The following is an 18,711-nucleotide window of genomic DNA, read 5'->3' as shown; positions in this document are numbered from 1 at the left end:
GGAAGCGTATGAGCGTCCTGGCCCAACCTCCTGCCGCACAAGCCCATCGGGGACTTCTTGCGCGCGCATGGGATTCCGACATCGGCTACTCTTTCCGTACCTCACCCGTGGCGATCGGCGCCGCCGCGATCACGCTTGTCATTGTGCTGGCGACCGTTTTCGCCGAGTTCATCACGCCGCAGAACCCGTTCGACGCTGCCGCACTTAACCTGATGGACGGCTTTACGCCGCCGGGCGAGGCGGGTGCGGGTTCCGGCATGTATTTCGGCCTCGGCGCCGACAGCCAGGGGCGCGACATGTATTCGGCGATCCTCTATGGCTCGCGCGTTTCGCTTCTGATCGGCACCGCCTCGGTGATCTTCTCGCTGGTGCTTGGCGTTTCGCTCGGGCTGATCGCCGGCTATATCGGCGGGCGGATCGAGGCGCTGATCATGCGCATCGCGGACATCCAGCTGTCATTTCCGGCCATTCTGGTGGCGCTGTTGGTGTTCGGCATAGCCCGCGGCCTGATCCACCCGTCGCTGCATGAGCAGATGACGTTTGCTGTCATGACGATCGCCATCGGCCTGTCCAACTGGGCGCAGTATGCGCGCACGGTGCGCGCGTCGACCCTGGTGGAAAAGCGCAAGGAGTATGTCGATGCAGCTCGCGTCATCGGGCTTCGGGCATTCCCTGTGATGATCAAGCACGTGCTGCCGAACGTCGCCGGGCCGATTCTGGTCATTGCAACCATCAACCTTGCACTTGCCGTGCTCGAGGAGGCGACGCTGTCGTTTCTCGGCGTTGGCATGCCGCCGACCCAACCGTCACTCGGTACGCTGATCAGGATTGGACAGCAGTTCCTGTTCTCAGGAGAGTGGTGGATCCTGTTGTTTCCGTCGCTTGCGCTGGTGACCATCGCGCTGTCGATCAACCTGTTCGGTGACTGGTTGCGCGACGCGCTCAATCCGAAACTCAGATGACCGAACCGCTCCTGTCCATTCGCGAACTGCGGGTCGAATTTCCGACCCGGCGCGGCATTCTGACGGCGGTCGACGGCGTGTCGTTCGACATTGCGCCAGGCGAGGTTCTGGGCGTGGTCGGCGAATCCGGAGCTGGAAAGTCGCTGACTGGCGCGGCCATCATCGGCCTGCTGGATCCACCGGGCCGCATTGCCGGCGGTGAAGTCCTGCTGAAGGGGCAGCGGATCGACAACCTGCCGCCCGAAGGGCTGCGCCGGATCCGCGGCAAGCGCATCGGCATGGTGTTCCAGGATCCACTCACCTCGCTCAATCCGCTGTTTCGCATCGGTGAACAGTTGATCGAAACGATTCAGCTTCACACCGGAATGAACGCGGCGCAGGCGCGCGATCGCGCCATTGCACTCCTGGTCGACGTCGGCATTCCGGCGGCCGAGCGCAGGATCGACGCCTATCCCTATCAATTCTCCGGCGGCATGCGGCAGCGCGTCGTGCTGGCGCTGGCATTGGCGGCCGATCCGGAATTGATCATCGCCGACGAGCCGACCACGGCGCTCGATGTCTCGGTGCAGGCGCAGATCATCGCTTTGATGAAACGGCTCTGCCGCGAACACAACGTGGCGATCATGCTGATCACCCATGACATGGGCGTGATCGCCGAAACCGCCGATCGCGTTGCGGTGATGTATGCCGGCCGTATTGCCGAGATCGGTCCGGTGCGCGATGTGATCGGCCGGGCGCACCATCCCTACACCCAGGGCCTGATGGGCTCCATTCCGACGCTGACGGCGACTGCCGAAAGGCTGACGCAGATCCCGGGATCAATGCCGCGGCTGACCGACATCCCGACCGGCTGTGCCTTCAATCCGCGCTGTCCGCACGTCTTCGATCGCTGCCGCGTCGAGCGGCCGGAGCTGTTGCCCGCCGAACGCACGCTCGCTGCATGCTGGCTCTACGCGGCTGACCGGCGGGCGACCGCATGAGCACCGCGATCGTAGAACAGCCGAACGAGGTTTTCGCGGGCACGGCCGGCCCGCTGGTAAAGGTGGATCATCTGACCTGTGTCTTTGACGTGTCGCGGCCATGGCTGGAGCGCACGCTGGCCGGCGCACCCAAGCAGATGCTCACCGCGGTCGCCGACCTCTCGTTCGAGATTGCTCGGCGCGAAACCTTCGCGCTGGTCGGCGAGTCGGGCTCTGGAAAATCGACGGTGGCGCGCATGGTGGTCGGGTTGTTGTCGCCGACGGCGGGGCAGGTGACCATCGACGGCGTTTCAATGTCTGACCCGCGTCTGGCTGCCGCGCGGGAAAAGCTGCGCCGGCGCATTCAGATGATTTTTCAGGATCCGTTCGCGAGCCTGAACCCGCGCTGGCGGGTGGATCGCATCGTCGCCGAGCCGATCCGTGCTTTCGGCATCACCAGGAATGACGCGGAGGTCGAGGCGCGGGTCAGCGAGCTCCTGAAGCTGGTCCGGCTCGATCCTGCCGACGGCCGCAAGTATCCGCACGAATTTTCCGGTGGTCAGCGTCAACGCATCGCCATTGCCCGCGCTCTGTCAGCCAACCCGGAGTTCATCGTCTGCGACGAGCCCACCTCGGCGCTCGACGTTTCGGTGCAGGCGCAGATCCTGAACCTGATGCGCGACCTGCAGGATCGGCTCGGGCTGACTTATCTGTTTATCTCGCACAACCTTGCCGTCGTCCGCCATATGGCGACGCGGATCGGCGTCATGTATCTCGGCAGGCTGGTCGAGGTCGCGCCTGCGCGCGATATCTTCGCTCATCCACGCCATCCCTACACGCGCATGCTGCTGGATGCCGTGCCGGACCTCGCGATGGCGGGCCGGCAGCGCAAGCCGGTCGACGGCGAAACGCCGAACCCGATCGCGCCTCCGCCCGGTTGTCCTTTCCACCCGCGATGCCCGTTCGCCGCCGAGCGCTGCCGGACGGAGCGGCCACACGCTATTGTCACGGGCTCGGTGAGTGTCGCGTGCCATGCGGTTGAGGAGGGACGAATCTAGCGCGGAGCCCGGCACCATCGCGGATCAGTTGCTGTTACTGATCGATGGGGCGTTCATCAATACGTTACTGTTCGCCAAGGCCGGCGCAGCCAGGCAACTGGTCAAGGCCGGCGCTTGCCTGATCGGGGCGTCAGCCTAGCTCTTGGGTGGCCTCACCGCCGGAGCTCGCGCGACATTTTTTGAGGTTCTCAGTGCCAGAACGGGACGCGTCTGCTCGAGACTTGCCTGCGGGTCAGGCGTGGGATGCCGGTTTCCAGTCAGATCATGCCTGGCAAATGAGGCCCGACGCTGCGCGGTTGGCGAAGATTTCACTGTTGCCTTTAACCGCCGATGAAGGATCCGTGCGATTCAATTCGCGAATTGCCGTTGCCATCCGCGATTTTGACGTTGCCAGGGTCACGTCTTGCGTGCCCTCGCGGGTGGGGAGAGAGACCCATGTTCCGCCTGAGGGACGAGGAAGTGCCGGCATTGCTCCGGCCAATGGGTGCGTGGCGCCCGGCCGTGGGCTGGGGCCGGGCCCCCTTTGCGATCCTGCTGATCTGCCTTTGCTTCTGCGGCATCTGTGGCTGGATCATCCTTGACGCCCGGCAAGCGGCTTGGAAGCACGCCGGCATCGTCGGGTCGACGGTGGTGGCCGCTTTGGCAGCCGACCTGGCGCGCAACATCGAGACGCTCGACCTGTCGATCCTGGGAGCGATGGAGAACCTCAAGTTGCGAGGGATCGAAACTCTCCCGCCGCAGTATCGGCAACGGCTCTTGTTCGACCGTTCGGTTGCGGCCCGACATGTGAGCGCAATTCTTGTCATCAAGGAGGATGGCCAGATCCGCTACGATTCAAGGATGGCGGATCCGCTCAAGGCCGACCTTTCGGATCGCGATTACTTCAAGATCCACAAAAACAACGACGCGGTCGGCTTGTTCATTGCCAAGCCCATCATCTCGCGGATTACCGGCGTTGCATTGATCCCGTTCAGCCGCCGCCTGGCCAAGCCCGACGGCTCATTCGGTGGTGTCGTTGTCGGCTCGATGCGACTGGACTACTTCGAAAAAACCTTCGGCGCCATTGCGCTCGGGCCCGGAGCGACGGTAACGCTGGCGCGGCGCGACGGCATCGTTCTCGTGCGTTCGCCGCCCGATTCCGAATTCATCGAGCGTGACAAGAATCCGGACCAGCTCATCGATATGTTCTCGGAGTCGCCGGTTGGGCAGTTCGAAACGACCTCGGTTACCGACGGCACGCGCAAGCTGTTCAACTACAGCCAGGTCGGCCAGCTGCCCCTGGTGGTGGCGACCGGGCAGTCGTTCAAGGATATCTTCGCGCAGTGGTGGCGCCAGGCCTCGGCGATCGGCGCGTTGATTGCAGCATTGGTCGCATCCACCATCGCGTTGGTAGCGTCGCTGAACCGCAATCTCAGGCTGCGGGAGCGGGCGGAGGCGGAACTTGCGGCGCTGGCGACGACCGATGCTCTGACGGGCCTTGCCAACCGGCGTTCATTCAACGATGCATTGGACTTGCATTGGCGTGCCGCTGCACGAAACGCATCGCCAGTGTCACTGTTGATGATCGATTCGGATTATTTCAAGATCTACAACGACACCTTCGGCCACCAGGCGGGCGATAAGTTGCTGATGCAGATGGGCCTGGCAATCTCAGCTTCGCTGAAGCGTCCGGGAGATCTCGGTGCTCGCTATGGCGGTGATGAATTCGCGGTCCTGCTGCCGGGGTCGTTTGTCGAAGGGGCGGCCGCGGTGGCACAGAAGATCCGCCAGACTTATGTGAGCGCGTGCCATGTCGACGGCATCTCCGCCAGATACTCGCGGCTCAGCATCGGTGTGGCGAGCCTGGTGCCTGGCGAGGGCACGCAGATGCGCGACCTTATCGCGGCTGCCGACGAAGCGCTCTACCGCGCGAAGGAGCTCGGCCGCAACCGCACCGAACTGCAGGCGAAAACGGTGACGCCCGAGACATCGCTGGCTCGGGCGAAGACATAGCACTCAGCGGCTCGCGAGCCTCTGCCGTCCGAAAGGACGGCACCGATTATGCGTCCTCAGAGCAGATCGCCGCCGGCGGCCGATGCCGTCGTGCCGTGCTTCCGGTAGGCCTTGATGACATTGCGGCCGATGGTCCACTTGTGGACTTCGTCGGGCCCGTCGACGAGACGCTGGGAGCGGATCTGCGTGTACCAGCGAGCCAGCGGCATGTCCTGCGAGTAGCCGAGCGCGCCGTGCAATTGGATCGCAGTGTCGACCACCTTGTGCACCATGTGTGCAAGGAAGATCTTGGCGATCGAATTCTCCTGCCGAAGGTCCATGCCTTTCTCGGCTTTGTAGGCGATGTGCAGCAGCATCAGCCGCGCTATGTAGAGTTCGCTGGCGCAATCGGCGAGCATGAACTGAACGGCCTGGCGGTCGGCGAGCAGGGTGCCGAATGTCGAGCGCTGGGTGACACGGGCTGTCGCCATGTCGAGTGCGCGCTGTGCCTTGGCGATGTTGTGCATGCCGTGCCGCAGACGTCCGTAGGCGAGGCGATGTTGGCCCATGTCGAAGCCGTTGCCTTCGCCGCCGAGCAGGTTGTCGGCGGGCACCTTCAGATCCTTGATGATGATCTCCGAATGGCCGCCGGACAGCTTGTCGTAGTGCGGCCCCTCGATCGCCATGTTCTTCACGTTGCGCTTGATCTGATAGCCGGGGTTGGGCAGCTCGACGATGAAGGTCGAAAATTGCTTGCGACGGGGTGCGTCCGGGTCGGTCTTCGCCATCACGATGGCGATGTCGGCGACGCTCGCCGAAGACGAAAACCACTTCTCGCCATTCAGGATGTAGTTTTCGTTGCCGTCCTTCGCCGCGGTGGTTTGCATTCCGGTGGCGTCCGCGCCGGAGGCCTTCTCGGTCATCGAGAAGCAGACGCGCTTTTCGCCGTTCAGGAGCGGCTTCAAGAACTTCTCCTTCTGATGCTCGGTTCCGTGCGCGAGCAGCGTCAGCATTGAGGCATCATCGGGGCCTTGCGTGTTCATCGACAAGGCGCCTAGCGAGCTTTCGCCGAGCTCCATCTGCACCAGCGCGTTGGCAAGCGGGCCGAGGCCCATGCCGCCATACTCCTTCGGGATGAAGGGGCACCACAGGCCCTGCGCACGCGCCTTCTTGCGCAGGCGGCCAAGCACCTCGTCGAGGGGTTTCGTATCCAGTTCCTTTTCCGCGGGAATGCACTCCTCCTGCACCCACTTGCGAACCTTCTCGCGGATGGCTTTGGCCTCGGCCGGAATTTCGAAATCGATCGACATCGCGTTCCCTCGTTCTTGTCATTCTTGCTGAATGGGCGGGGTCTTAGCCGAATTTCCGAGGCGCGACAAAATGTTTGCCGCCGGACAAAGCTGATCTGAAATTTTGCAACCTGCGGCGGCGCGCCGCCAGAGTGGCGGTGGAGCACCTTTGACTGTAGCGTCCGGCCATGAAACCTTGCCGCCCAAGAAGATGAGTGAAGCGCGTCGGGAGTATGACATGCGGGGACTTGCAGGACGGCGGGCGATTCTGACTGGCGGCGCCAGTGGAATTGGTCGTGCGACGGCCATCCGTCTTGTCGAAGAGGGCTGTCATGTCGGCATTTTCGACCTGGATTTTGCCGGCGCCGAGCAGACGGCGCGGTTGTGCGCGGGCAAACCGGGTCGAGTTTTGATCTATAAGGTCGACATCACCGACCGGGATGCGGTCGTGACCGCGACCGATGTGTTCGAGAACGATGCCGGTCCGGTGGAGTTGCTCGCTAACGTCGCCGGTTGGGATATCCCGGTCCCGTTCCTCGACACCGATCGCGCGTTCTGGGACAAGGTCATCGGCATCAACCTCTACGGACCGCTGAACCTGCATCATGTGGTTGTGAAGCGCATGGTCGATCGCGGCTTCGGTCGGGTCGTCACCGTTTCGTCCGATGCCGGCCGTGTCGGCTCGTCCGGCGAGGCGGTCTACTCCGCCTGCAAGGGCGGCGTGATCGCTTTCACCAAGACGATGGCGCGGGAACTTGCGCGCAAGAACGTCATTCTCAACGTCGTCTGTCCCGGCCCGACCGACACGCCGTTGTTCGACAACTTCAAGAGCAGCTCGCCATCGGGGGGCAAGCTCGCCGAAAGCCTGGCGCGCGCCATCCCCTTGCGTCGTTTGGGCACGCCCGACGATTATCCTGGAATGATCGCGTTCCTGCTCAGCGACGATGCCGGTTTCATCACCGGGCAGACCATCAGCGTCTCCGGCGGCTTGACGATGCACGGCTGAAGCCGGCGACAAAGACCTCTCAAAACGCAAGGAAACAAGACATGGATATTGTCGGGCTCGGCCTGTTCTACGAGGATTTGCCGCTCGGGCGGAAATTCAAGACCGTCGGCCGCACCATCACCGAGACGGACATTGTCAACTTCGTCAACTGCACAGGCATGACGGAAGTGCTGTTCACCGATATCGAGTTCCTCAAGACCGAATCCGATATCAAGGGGCGGCCGGCGCCGGGAGCGCTGGTCTACTGCTTCGCCGAAGGCCTGTTGATGCAGGCGACGATGCAGCACACGGGCTTCGCCTTTCTCAACATGCAGCTCGACATCAAGGGACCGATCGTCGCCGGCGACACGATCCATGTCGAGTGCGAGGTGATCGAGGCCCGCCGCAGCAAGAACCGCGGTAATCGCGGGCTCGTGCGCACGCGCAACATCGTCGTCAAACAGGACGGGTCGCAGGTGATGGAGTACACGCCGCTGCGCCTGGTTGCCGCGCGCACGCCAGCGTGAGTTTCTACGTCCGCAAAGATCAACAAGAACACGGAGCAAGAACGCCATGAGCGCCTACGACCTGAAACTGATCGACATCCAGATCGCCGACCACGTCGCGGTGGCGACGATGAACAACCCGCCCGTCAATGCCTTGAGCCGGCAAATGCAGGATGAGATGGCGCTGGCATTTGACCTCATGTCCGACGACGACAACGTGCGAGTGATCGTGTTGACCGGGGCGGGCAAGCTCTTTTGCGCGGGCGCGGATATCAAGGCGCGCTCGAGCGGCGAGCCGCCACCAGGCGGTCCGCGCGGCCATCTGCGCAGTGCGCGTGAGTGCTTCCACGCGATCGTCGAATGCCGCAAGCCGGTGATCGCTGCGATCAACGGTGCGGCGCTGGGGGCAGGGCTTGCCATCGCCGCGTCCTGCGACATCCTCCTCGCCTCCGAGCAGGCTTCGCTCGGTATGCCGGAAATCGACGTCGGCTTGATGGGCGGCGGCCGCCACGCGATGCGCCTGTTCGGTCATTCGCGTTTGCGACGGATGGCCGTGACCGGATATCGCGTTCCGGGACCAGAGCTTTATCGGCTCGGCATCGTCGAAGCCTGCCTTCCATCTGCCGAACTGATGCCGGCGGCGATGGCGTTTGCCAAGGATATCGCCTCCAAGGCGCCGCTTGCGGTGCAACTGTTCAAGCAGTCGCTCAACGCGATCGAGGAGATGAGCCTGCGCGATGGGTATCGCTATGAGCAGGACATGACGGTGCAGATCGGCAAGACCGAGGATTCGAAGGAGGCGATGCGAGCTTTCGTCGAGAAGCGCAAACCGGTCTTTCACGGCCGCTAGCGGCGGGCGCTCGTGCGCCGGACCTGAAGCCGCGTTCGCATGACCCGGTCGCCGAAACGGTAATGCGAACGCGAAGCGCGGGGCACTAGCGCATCTGCTGGTCGGACGTGCGGCCAAAGCAGAGCCAAACCCTTGAAATCAATGTGTTTGACGGGCTAATGACGGGTCGATGATGGGCGCTTGCCCGGGTCCGAAAAAGCAACAAACGCCTGATTCAAATCCAGGGGAAAACAAGAATGTCTTCGCTTCCGCTCACCGGCATCAAGGTGCTCGACCTGACGCGCGTGCTCGCTGGCCCGTTGTCTGCTCAGATGCTTGCCGACCTCGGCGCCGAGGTGATTAAGATCGAGCGCCCGGGCGGCGGTGACGACGCCCGCATCTTCGGACCTCCCTATCTGGTCGATCCGGCAGGCAAGGCCAACAATAACAACTCGTTCTACCTTTGCGCGAACCGCAACAAGCACTCGGTCGCGGTCGACATCGCCAAGCCGCAGGGGCAGGAGATTGTCCGTGAACTGGCGAAATCCGCCGACATCATGATGGAGAATTTCAAGGTCGGTGACTTGAAACGCTACGGCCTTGACTATGAAACGATCCGCAAGATCAATCCCGGCATCATCTATTGCTCGGTGACTGGCTACGGCCAGACCGGCCCCTACAAGGCGCGTCCCGGCTACGACGCGATCTTCCAGGCCGCGGGCGGGTTGATGAGCGTCACCGGCCACCCGGACGGCGAGCCCGGTGCCGGGCCGATGAAGGTCGGCCCAAGCATCGCCGACGTGATGACCGGCATGAATGCCTCGATCGGCATCCTCGCCGCGCTGTTCCATCGCAAGGCCAATGGCGGCGCCGGTCAGCATATCGACGTCTGCCTGATGGATACGGTGATCGCCTCGCTGACGCATTATGCGCAGATCTATCTGGTCAACGGCGAGACTCCGCCGCGGCGCGGCACCTCCGGCAATGGCGGCGTGCCCGCGCGCGTGTTCACCTGCGCCGACCAGGACATCATGCTGGTGGTCGGCAACGACTCGCAGTTCGAGAAGTGCTGCGGCGTGCTCGGCCATCCCGAGCTCGCGAAGGATCCGCGCTTCGTCAAGAACAACGATCGCGTCGCGCACCGCACCGAGCTGATGAAAATTCTCGAAGACCTGTTCATTACCAAGCCGGCGAAATACTGGCTCGATGAACTGGAGCGGGTGGGCGTTCCGGCAGGCCCGATCAACGACTTCAAGCAGGTGTTCAACGACGAGCAGGTGAAGCATCGCGGCATGGAGGTGAAGGTGAACCACCCGCTGCGGGAGGATCTGTCGTTGATCCGCAACGCGCTGACCTTCTCCGAGACGCCGATCAAGGAGTATCGCGCGCCGCCGCTGCTTGGCCAGAACACCGAGGACGTCCTCAAGGGCAAACTCGGCTATTCGGATGCGAAGCTCACCGAACTGCGCTCGGCCGGTATCATCCAGCAGGCGGGCTGACCCAGCGTCATTGCGAACGGCTACTGGCGGGCGAAGCGCGTCGCCCGTCAGACCGGCGAGTCCTTCGGAAAATCCGGCTTGCGCTTGCCCTTGAACGCGGCGACGCCTTCGCGCGCTTCCGGGCCCGTGAAGCCCAGGAACTCCAGGGCGAGCGAAGCGTCGAACGAAGGACCCATCTGCCTGAGCCAGTTGTTGAGTGTGTACTTCGTCCAGCGGATCGCGCTTGGTGGGCCGTCGGCGAGTCGCGTCGCGATCTCCAGCGCCTTCGCGTCGAGCTCCGCGTCCTCGACCGCGAGCGACACCAGGCCGATCCGTTCGGCTTCCTCGCCGCTCAGCGCATCGCAGAGCAGGAGATAGTACTTCGCCTTGGCAAGGCCGCAAAGCAGCGGCCAGACGATCGCTGCATGATCGCCCGCGGCGACGCCGAGCTTGGTGTGGCCGTCGATGATGCGGGCCTTCTTCGCCGCGATCGAGATATCGGCGAGCAGGCCGCACACGAGGCCCGCGCCGACCGCCGGGCCCCGGATGGCACTGACGACCGGCTTTGAGCAGTTGATGATGTTGTAGACGATATCCTTCGCTTCCTTCCAGTTGCGGGCGCGCGCCTGGAAGTCGTTCATGATCGTATCGATCATCGCCATGTCGCCGCCGGCGGAGAATGCGTCGCCGGCACCGGTCAGGAGCGCTGCCGACACGTTCGGGTCCTCGTCCACGTCACGCCAGATCGCGGCGAGCTCGCCGTGCATGATCTGGTCCGCGGCATTCAGCTTGCCGGGATTGTTCATGCGGATGCGCAACACCCGCTCTGCCGGCCAGTCGAACTGCAGGCGCTGATAGCGGGCGTAACGGTCCGACACGGCAGTCCTCCCCGTCAAAGGATCGGCGGCGCGTATTGGATGCCGCCGGCATTCCACAGCTGGTTAAGGCCGCGCGGAATGCCGAGCGGCGACTCCGCGCCGAGATTGCGCTCATAGACCTCGGCATAATTGCCGACATGACGGATGATGCGCGCCGCCCAGTCCTTCGTCAATCGCATGTCCTCGCCGTAGGTTCCCTCGGTGCCGACGAAGCGCATCACTTCGGGCTTGGTCGATTTCATCGCCTCATCGATGTTCGACGACGTGATGCCGAGCTCTTCCGCGTTCAGCATCGCAAAGAACGTCCATTTCACGAGCAGCAGCCAGTCGTCATCCTTGTGGCGGACGACCGGCGCCAGCGGGTCCTTCGAGATCACGTCGGCGAGGATCACATGGTCGCGCGGGTTCGCCAGTCGCAGGCGCTGGGCGTAAAGCTGCGACACGTCGCTGGTCACGACGTCGCACTGGCCGGAGTCGTAGGCTTTCACCACGTCCTCGAGCCTGTCGAAGCTTGTCTCCTGATACTTCATATTGTTGCTGCGGAAGTAGTCGGCGAGATTGCGCTGCGTGGTCGTGCCCGTCTGGAAACAGACCTTGCTGCCGTCCAGCTCGAGTGCGCTCTCGGCGTTTTTCGACCGGCGGACCATGAAGCCCTGGCCGTCATAGTACGACACCGCTGCGAAATGCAGGCCGAAGCCGAGTTCGCGCGATAGATTCCAGGTGGAGTTGCGCGACAGCACATCCACCTTGCGATCGCGCAATTCCTTGAACCGTTCGCTCGCGTCGAGCGGCACGAACTTCACCTTGGTCGGATCATCGAAGATGGCAGCGGCGATGGCGCGGCAGAAGTCGACGTCAAATCCGGTCCAGTTCCCCTGCGCGTCGGGATTGGAGAAACCGGGCAGGCCGGTGTTGACGCCGCACAGGAGCTCGCCGCGTGCGCGCACCTTGCGCAGCGTATTGGCATCGTAGCGGATGTAGGTCCAGGCGGCGGCGATCACCGCCACGGCGACGGCGAGCCCGATTGCAAGGCCCGATCGAAATGTCTTCTGCATGGAAGTGTCTCGCTTTGCGTTGTCCGGTTGTCTGTCTGGTGCGCGGTTACCGATTACAACTCGGGCCGCTGACGGACGACGACCTTGGTGCCGACCGGTACGCGCTCGAACAGGTCGATCACGTCATTATTGACCAGGCGGAAGCATCCAGACGACACGGCGCTGCCGATGGTATGCGGCTGGTTTGTGCCGTGAATGCGGTAGACGGTGGTGCCGAGATAGAGGGCGCGCGCGCCCATCGGATTGCCGGGACCACCGGCCATGAAGCGCGGCAGATAAGGCTGACGCGCGATCATCTCCGAAGGCGGGGTCCAGTCCGGCCACTCCTGCTTGCGGGTGATCTTTAACAGGCCCTGCCATTGAAAGCCTTCCCGGCCGACGCCGATGCCATAGCGCATGGCGCGGCCGTTGCCCTGTACGAGGTAGAGAAAGCGCTCGGAGGTGTGGACGATGATCGTGCCCGGCGGCTCGGTGGTTCGGTAAAGCACCATCTGGCGCTGAAATTGCGGGGGCAACTGCTCGTCGACCTCGCTGGGGACGAAGCCGGGCTGGTCTTCAAGTTCGGTGAAGTCGCGCTCGGCCGAGGCAGGGGCGTGCGTCAGGGTCAGGATGGCGATACAGGCCGCCAGAGCAAGCAGGCCGCGTCCAGACTTAATCATTTCGGTATCTCGCGTTGATGTCGCCTTGACGGCACTCCGGATCGTTCCCCTGCCTAGCCCTAGGGTGACCAAATCGCATCGCCGGCGCACTGGCAAGCCTATATCGCCATTGACAAAATCCGCGTTCGCGTGCGCCCGACCAGGCGTGTTGTTCGTACAACACTTGTTCCCGAAACGCCTTTCTGTGCGCGTTAGCGTACCGACATCGAAAGTGCGCGCCGAGAAGGCATGCGCGATGTTTTTCTCGCGACAGAGGGGGGCATCCCGAGTCGTCCCGTCAAGGTTTCGCTCAAAGTCGCTCGCGCCGAAGCGGGGGTTCGAGAGGCGCGAAGCGGATGGGGAAACGCAAACTTTGGAGGTTTGAGATGACGATGATTAGGAGCCTACTCCTCGGCTCTGCGGCGGGAGTGGTCGCATTGACGGGGGCGCAGGCGGCCGACCTACCGGTGAAGGCCAAGCCGGTCGAATACGTAAAGATCTGTTCTCTGTATGGCGCAGGATTCTATTACATCCCCGGCACTGACACCTGTATCCGGATCGGCGGTCACATCCGCGCCGAACTCAATTTCAATGCGCGTGGTACGCTTCTGCAGCAGTGGACGACGGACGGCACCGGCAACAACACGCGCACGCGCGATCGGGACCACTTCTTCGCTCGTAGCCGCGTGTTCACTAACGTCGATACACGCACGCAGACAGCGTTCGGCACGTTGCGCACGTTCTCGGTGGTGCGCGCCGAGGTCAACACGCCGAATGGCCTTCTGACGTCTGGCCCCGGCTCGAGCGCCGGGGTCATCGCGATCGACTCGGGCATCATCCAGTGGGGCGGCTTCACCATCGGCCGCGCCGGCACGTCGTACTTCGACAACCCGTGGGCCTATGCCTACAAGTGGGGCACCAACGGCTGGCTCGGCAATCCGGACACCGCCGGCGGCCGCTTCGTTGCCGCTTACACGTATCAGTTCGGCAATGGCGTCTCCGGCACCCTGTCGGTGGAAGATGGCAAGGAGCGCAAGCGGGGCAACTATAACGGCGCCAACCCGCTGACGATTCTCGGCCTCACCTCAGGACTTGACACCCGCGGCGGCAACACCTGGCCGGAGATCGTCGGTCAGCTCCGCATCGACCAGGCCTGGGGTGGCTTCCACCTGTCCGGCATGGTCGTCAACAACCACGTCGCCTACAATTGCGGCGGTGTCTCCGGCACCACCACGGTTCTCCTCGGCGGCTGCTCCGAGCTTGCCGGCGCCCCGTCCGACAAGGTCGGCTATGGCGTGAACGCGGCCTTCAAGTTCAACGTCCCAACCGGTATCAACGACGCTCTGTATATCGGCGGCACGTATTCGAAGGGTGCGACCACCGACGTATTCGCCAACATCGGCCAGGGCTCGGCGTTCGGCATCTACGGCGGCTCGAACGGCCTCCTCACCTACGGTAGTATCGCCGGTACGTACCTCTTCGACTCCGTGTACACCTCGGGGCCGCGTACCGGCGCAGGCATCGCAGTTGGCCCGACCGGCCAGGAGCTGACGACCGCCTATGGCGGATCGATCGCCTTCGAGCACGGCTGGACCCCTGAGTGGCGGACCTCGGTGTTCGGCGGCGCTCAGGTGCTGGACTACAGCGACACGGCCAATGCGATCCTGTGCTCGCGGTTCGGGATCGGCAGCACCACCGGCACGCTCACCGTGGGTGGTGTCAATATCTCCAACACCGGCGCCTGCAACTTCGACTACCGCATCTACGGTGCCGGTACCCGGACGTACTGGACGCCTGTTCGCGACCTGACGATCGGCGTGGAGTTCATGTGGACCAACCACCACGTGAGCCATGGCGACAACGTCGTCTACAACCAGCCGGTGATCTCGGGCTTCAAGCCGAACGCTGCCTACGAGATCAGAGACCAGAACGTATTCTCGGGCATTTTCTCGGTTCGACGCTTCTTCTGATCGGTCTTGTCTGAGACGGCATAAGAAAATCCCCGGCAGGGCAACCTGCCGGGGATTTTTTCTGGATCAGGAGTCCGGCTGGAGACGATGCTCATAATGCGTCATCGCGCGCTGCCAGGAAAATCGGTCGTCGATGATCTTGTAGCACTCGCAGGCCTGCGCCTTGAGCGCCTCGCGGCTGACGATCCTGAGCGCCCCCCTGGCTTTGGAGATTACGCCCTTGTCCTCGAGCTCGGCGAGCGCTTCGGAGATGCCGGCGCGCCGGACGCCAAGCATCATCGCCAACAGATCGTGCGTGACCGGAAGCTGATTGCCTGCGACGCGATCATGGGCCAGCAGCAGCCAACGGGCCACACGCTTGTCGATTTCATGCTTGGCATTGCAGAGCGCGACTTGCGCCTTCTGGTTCATGAGCAGTTGCACGTAGCGAAGCAGGTGGTCTCTGATCGTCGGGTTTTTCGCCATGATCGCTTGCAGATCGGCCGCCGGGATGCGCAGCGCCGATCCCGGAATCTGCACCACAGTCCGATGCAGGGCGATGTTGGTGCCGAGGATGACGGACAGGCCCACCAGGCCGGAGCGGCCGACGACGGCGACCTCGACCGCGCCGTCGGCCTGCGTTCGCGCAACGCGCGACACGATGCCGCTCTCCACGAAATAGACCGCATCGACTGGCTTGTTCGCTTCGTGAATGATTGCGTGCCGCTTCAGCTCGACCGGCTGGAGGAAGGGTCGCAGGTGTTCGAAGTCCGCGGGACAGAGGGTCGCCAGAAAATCGTTCTGAACAACCCCGCCCCGGTGCGGGGCGTCAGTCGTACGGTCTCTGAATCTCAGCATCCATGCACTCCCCCCAAAATTGTGTCGGCTTTCGGCGATTATGCGGAACGTACAGCACGTAAGCACTGCACGAAGGACGCGCGCTTCTTCTTGTTGTGACCAGAAAGCGTTTCTACGCTCTTTAGCAGGCACCGCTGTTGTCGCGGTTTCGTCAAGTCAACACGCACCGCTTCTGTTTGGCAAGCGATGTTGCGCGATGGAGTCTATGACTTGTTGCGTTGCGCCGCAGCGACGAGTGGCTTCGCAGGCCAAATGCCGACGAGCAAGGTTGCTGCAGAATGTCTGCACAACGACCCGATTGCGCACGGCTGTGCTGCCGGAAAGGAAGCAATAGACGCGGCCGAAAATGTCGTGCGCTATTGCTGTGCGAAATCAGATCATCGCAAAGGTGCGCTTGTTCAGGTCCGAGATCAGCGCGGCTCAATCTTGCCGAGTGTTACGGCCGTGCGCCAGACCTCGATCTGCTGCTTGTTGAACGCCGCAAGCTCAGCCGGCGTGGATGGGACTAGGTCGTAGCCAGCTGTCTTGAGCGCCTTTACGACGTCCGCCTCGGAATAGGCGGCGAGCACCGCCTTGTTCAGCTTGTCGATGATTGCGGCTGGCAGCTTTGCCGGGCCGTACAGCGCCGCCCACGAATTCAGCACGAGTTCGCTTACGCCGGCCTCACGCATCGTCGGCAGTGCAGGCACGAGATCGGATCGGCTGACGCCTGTTACGGCGAGTCCGGTAAGCCTTCCGTCCTGCACCAGCGGTGCGACATTGGCCTGATCGCCGAAGGTGAGCTGCACATGATTTGCGAGCAGGTCGGCAACGGCGCGTGGTGCCGAGGCATAGTTGACCCGGACGATTTCGAGATCCTTCAATGCGGCCAGCCATGCCATCGCCACCGTCGAAGTCGCGTTGGCGGTCGCATAGCTGTACTTGCCCGGGTTGGCCTTGATGTGTCCGATGAGTTCGTCGACGCTCTTGGCCGGCACCGTGGGATTGACGGCGAGAATGAACTGTCCGGAGGTCAGGCGGCTGATCGGGCTGAAATCCCTGAGCGGATCGTAGGGCAGCGATTTGAACAGGCTGACATTTGCTGCCTGCGAGGTGTGGGTGGTCACGAACAGCGTGTTGCCGTCCGGCTCGGCCGCGATCACGGCCTGAGCTGCGATCACGCCGTCGGCGCCGGCCTTGTTCTCGACGATGAATGGCTGTCCGAGCTGTCGCTGCAGATCCTTGGCCAGAACCCGTGCCAGCACGTCGGTCGATGACCCGGCGGCGAACGGAACGATGATCTTCACCGGCCTCGACGGATAGTCCTGAGCGGCCGCCACCTGCCAACCGGTGAGGAGCGCGACCAGCACGACGAACGTCCGAAGGATGCGCATGCTCTAGAAACCTTTCAACTCGGGGTCGAGCGTTTGCCCCTTGTCGAGCTGCACGCCGAACGTGTTCAGGATCATCGACACCTGCGTGTACTGCCCGGCGGTGAACACCACATCCATGCATTGCTTCTCGGTGAAATTGTTCCGCAGCGCGGACCAAGTTGCGTCGCTAATGAATTGATCGTGGTGCAGTTCGTCGCTGGCATTGAGCAGCGCTGCGTCGGCGGCGCTCCAGCCTGGCGCATTGGCGCCGACCTTGATGCGCGCGATCTCGTCCTCGCTCAGGCCCGCCTTGATCGCGATGCGCGTATGCTGCGTCCATTCGTAACCGGATTTGCAAAGAAAGCCGATGCGCAGGATGACGATTTCGCGCTCGCGCGCGGGCAAATCATTGCGGCGCGACAGCACGTAGTTCGCCCACGCGAAGAAGCCCTTCGCGGCCTTTGGTGCGGTCACGAGCGTGCGAAAAATGTTCAGCACACGCCCGCTCTCGAGCATGGGCGCCAGCAGTTCGGCCTGATCCGCGCTCAACTTGTCGTCCGGCACCGGCTCGATGCGGGGCTTTGCCAGTCTCATGCGCTCATTCCACCCTGTTATTGTCTTGTCGCGCGTCTTGAACTTGACGTTCCTTGCTCGTGCACTTGGTTCTCGCATTTTCGCAGACGAGATCGCCGCAAAGCGACGCGAACGCGAGCCGGCACACTGGCGCAGGCATTCTGCACACCGGCGAAGCCAAGGAAAGGGTGCAATGCGATTGAGCGTGGCGCGGCATGCGCGGTCGGAGGCTCCCCATGTCGCGTCGCTCTTGCTAGCCTCGGTCGTTACAAGAGCCCGGCGCGGTAGTACGGGCCGCAGCATCAAGGGAGTGATCGGATGGTGTCCTCGAGCGTCGTCGTGCCGAAGAGCGGTCTCTATGCCGAGCCGCGCGCAGACTGGCTGGCCCAGTACAGCGAGGAGATCATCGATCCGGCCCGGCGCATCATCGATCCGCATCATCATTTGTGGGATCGTCAAGGCGGCCGCTACCTGCTCGAGGAGCTCACCGACGACGTGGCCTCGGGCCACAACGTCGTTGCCACTGTTTATGTCGATTGCCGTTCGATGTATCGCGCAAACGGACCGGACGCCTTCAAACCGGTTGGCGAAGTCGAGTTCGCCAATGGCGTCGCCGCGCAGAGTGCGAGCGGCGGCTACGGCGAATGTCAAGTGAATGCCGCGATCGTCAGCCACGTCGATCTCCTGCTGGGTGACGACGCGAAACCGGTGCTCGAGGCGCAGATCAAGGCCGGCAACGGTCGCTATCGTGGCATCCGCCATTCGTCTGCCTGGGACGCCGACCCGGTCGTTGCCGGCACTTACGCGATGCGGCCAAAGGAGCTGCTGGCCGATCCGCGGTTTCGCAAAGGCTTTGCCCAACTCGGTCCGCTCGGGCTGACCTTCGATGCGTGGCTTTTCCACCCGCAGATTCCAGAGCTTGCCGCTCTGGCCCGCGCGTTTCCGGATCAGCGCATCATCATGGACCATTGCGGTGGCCCGGTTGGGCTCGGTGTCTACGCAAACCGGCGTGATGAAATCTTCAAGACCTGGAAGGCGTCTATCCAGGACATCGCAAGGTGCGAAAACGTCGTCGTCAAGCTCGGCGGGTTGGCGATGATGCTGCTCGGCCACGATTTCCACACGCGTCCCAAGCCCGCGTCGTCCGAAGAGCTCGCGAGCGCGTGGCGGCCCTATATGGAAACGTGCATCGAGGCATTCGGCCCGAACCGCTGCATGTTCGAAAGCAATTTCCCGCCCGACAAGGGCCAGTGCAGCTATCAGGTGATCTGGAATGCGCTGAAGCGCATCGGAGCGCCATACAGCGAGGCTGAGAAAAACCGCATGTTCGAAGGCACCGCGGCCGACGTTTACAAGATAAGCCTATAGCAG

Annotated in this window: 17 protein-coding genes; 10 read left to right on the top strand and 7 right to left on the bottom strand. The window is 62.8% G+C overall.

Annotated features, from left to right (window positions below; all coding sequences use genetic code 11):
• The first annotated feature begins 8 nt into the window (after positions 1–8).
• From RCO31_RS24880 to RCO31_RS24865, 4 genes are all read left to right on the top strand, one after another.
• The gene (locus tag RCO31_RS24880) at positions 9–962 is read left to right on the top strand and encodes an ABC transporter permease (RefSeq protein ID WP_308971266.1); all 954 of its coding nucleotides are present in this window, start codon (positions 9–11) and stop codon (positions 960–962) included.
• The gene (locus RCO31_RS24875) at positions 959–1,942 is read left to right on the top strand and encodes an ABC transporter ATP-binding protein (RefSeq protein ID WP_308971265.1); all 984 of its coding nucleotides are present in this window, start codon (positions 959–961) and stop codon (positions 1,940–1,942) included. The genes RCO31_RS24880 and RCO31_RS24875 overlap by 4 nt, the downstream gene beginning before the upstream one ends.
• Positions 1,939–2,979 carry an oligopeptide/dipeptide ABC transporter ATP-binding protein gene (locus tag RCO31_RS24870; RefSeq protein WP_308971264.1) on the top strand — a complete coding sequence of 347 codons (1,041 nt, stop codon included), beginning with the start codon at positions 1,939–1,941 and terminating at the stop codon, positions 2,977–2,979. The genes RCO31_RS24875 and RCO31_RS24870 overlap by 4 nt, the downstream gene beginning before the upstream one ends.
• A gap of 435 nt (positions 2,980–3,414) precedes the next feature.
• Complete coding sequence (locus RCO31_RS24865; protein ID WP_308971263.1) at positions 3,415–4,971, top strand: sensor domain-containing diguanylate cyclase; 1,557 nt, start codon at positions 3,415–3,417, stop codon at positions 4,969–4,971.
• 56 nt (positions 4,972–5,027) lie between these two features.
• On the opposite strand, the gene RCO31_RS24860 is transcribed toward RCO31_RS24865, so the two are convergent.
• A complete protein-coding gene (locus RCO31_RS24860) occupies positions 5,028–6,260 on the bottom strand; it encodes an acyl-CoA dehydrogenase family protein (RefSeq protein WP_308971262.1) in 1,233 nt (410 codons plus the stop codon).
• A gap of 217 nt (positions 6,261–6,477) precedes the next feature.
• Between RCO31_RS24860 and RCO31_RS24855 the strand changes: the two genes are divergently transcribed.
• The 4 genes from RCO31_RS24855 (at position 6,478) to RCO31_RS24840 (ending at position 10,058) form a co-directional block, all read left to right on the top strand.
• Positions 6,478–7,245 (top strand): SDR family oxidoreductase, encoded by a 768-nt coding sequence (locus RCO31_RS24855; RefSeq protein ID WP_308971261.1) that lies wholly within the window; start codon positions 6,478–6,480, stop codon positions 7,243–7,245.
• Positions 7,246–7,286: 41 nt separating this feature from the next.
• On the top strand, positions 7,287–7,751 hold the full coding sequence (locus tag RCO31_RS24850; RefSeq protein ID WP_308971260.1) for a MaoC family dehydratase N-terminal domain-containing protein: 465 nt from the start codon (positions 7,287–7,289) through the stop codon (positions 7,749–7,751).
• A 46-nt stretch (positions 7,752–7,797) separates the two neighbouring features.
• Positions 7,798–8,580: an enoyl-CoA hydratase/isomerase family protein gene (locus RCO31_RS24845; protein ID WP_308971259.1), complete on the top strand. Its 783-nt coding sequence runs from the start codon at positions 7,798–7,800 to the stop codon at positions 8,578–8,580.
• A 236-nt stretch (positions 8,581–8,816) separates the two neighbouring features.
• Entirely contained in the window at positions 8,817–10,058 is a 1,242-nt protein-coding gene (locus tag RCO31_RS24840) for a CaiB/BaiF CoA-transferase family protein (RefSeq protein ID WP_308971258.1), read from the top strand.
• A gap of 47 nt (positions 10,059–10,105) precedes the next feature.
• Here RCO31_RS24840 and RCO31_RS24835 read toward each other — a convergent pair whose 3' ends face one another.
• Genes RCO31_RS24835 through RCO31_RS24825 form a run of 3 tightly spaced genes read right to left on the bottom strand, consistent with a single transcriptional unit; the run spans position 10,106 to position 12,629 of the window.
• Entirely contained in the window at positions 10,106–10,915 is an 810-nt protein-coding gene (locus RCO31_RS24835; protein WP_308971257.1) for an enoyl-CoA hydratase/isomerase family protein, read from the bottom strand.
• Positions 10,916–10,929: 14 nt separating this feature from the next.
• A complete protein-coding gene (locus tag RCO31_RS24830) occupies positions 10,930–11,970 on the bottom strand; it encodes an amino acid ABC transporter substrate-binding protein (RefSeq protein ID WP_308971256.1) in 1,041 nt (346 codons plus the stop codon).
• Between the two features lie 53 nt (positions 11,971–12,023).
• Entirely contained in the window at positions 12,024–12,629 is a 606-nt protein-coding gene (locus RCO31_RS24825; protein ID WP_308971255.1) for a L,D-transpeptidase, read from the bottom strand.
• A gap of 365 nt (positions 12,630–12,994) precedes the next feature.
• Here RCO31_RS24825 and RCO31_RS24820 point away from each other — a divergent pair, with 365 nt between their 5' ends.
• Positions 12,995–14,578 (top strand): porin, encoded by a 1,584-nt coding sequence (locus RCO31_RS24820; protein WP_308971254.1) that lies wholly within the window; start codon positions 12,995–12,997, stop codon positions 14,576–14,578.
• 66 nt (positions 14,579–14,644) lie between these two features.
• Here the strand turns inward: RCO31_RS24820 and RCO31_RS24815 are convergent, their stop codons facing one another.
• The 3 genes from RCO31_RS24815 to RCO31_RS24805 form a co-directional block, all read right to left on the bottom strand.
• Positions 14,645–15,415 carry a Crp/Fnr family transcriptional regulator gene (locus RCO31_RS24815; RefSeq protein ID WP_308971253.1) on the bottom strand — a complete coding sequence of 257 codons (771 nt, stop codon included), beginning with the start codon at positions 15,413–15,415 and terminating at the stop codon, positions 14,645–14,647.
• 410 nt (positions 15,416–15,825) lie between these two features.
• Positions 15,826–16,788 carry a tripartite tricarboxylate transporter substrate-binding protein gene (locus tag RCO31_RS24810; protein ID WP_308971252.1) on the bottom strand — a complete coding sequence of 321 codons (963 nt, stop codon included), beginning with the start codon at positions 16,786–16,788 and terminating at the stop codon, positions 15,826–15,828.
• A gap of 3 nt (positions 16,789–16,791) precedes the next feature.
• Positions 16,792–17,361: a carboxymuconolactone decarboxylase family protein gene (locus tag RCO31_RS24805; protein ID WP_308971251.1), complete on the bottom strand. Its 570-nt coding sequence runs from the start codon at positions 17,359–17,361 to the stop codon at positions 16,792–16,794.
• Positions 17,362–17,658: 297 nt separating this feature from the next.
• Between RCO31_RS24805 and RCO31_RS24800 the strand changes: the two genes are divergently transcribed.
• Positions 17,659–18,708 (top strand): amidohydrolase family protein, encoded by a 1,050-nt coding sequence (locus tag RCO31_RS24800; protein WP_308971250.1) that lies wholly within the window; start codon positions 17,659–17,661, stop codon positions 18,706–18,708.
• Positions 18,709–18,711: the final 3 nt, after the last annotated feature.

Origin of the sequence: Bradyrhizobium sp. LHD-71 (genome assembly GCF_031157255.1) — a bacterium.
Taxonomy (GTDB): domain Bacteria; phylum Pseudomonadota; class Alphaproteobacteria; order Rhizobiales; family Xanthobacteraceae; genus P52-10.
The sequence above is the reverse complement of the archived record's forward strand: the minus strand, read 5'-3'. Positions and strand labels throughout refer to the sequence as shown.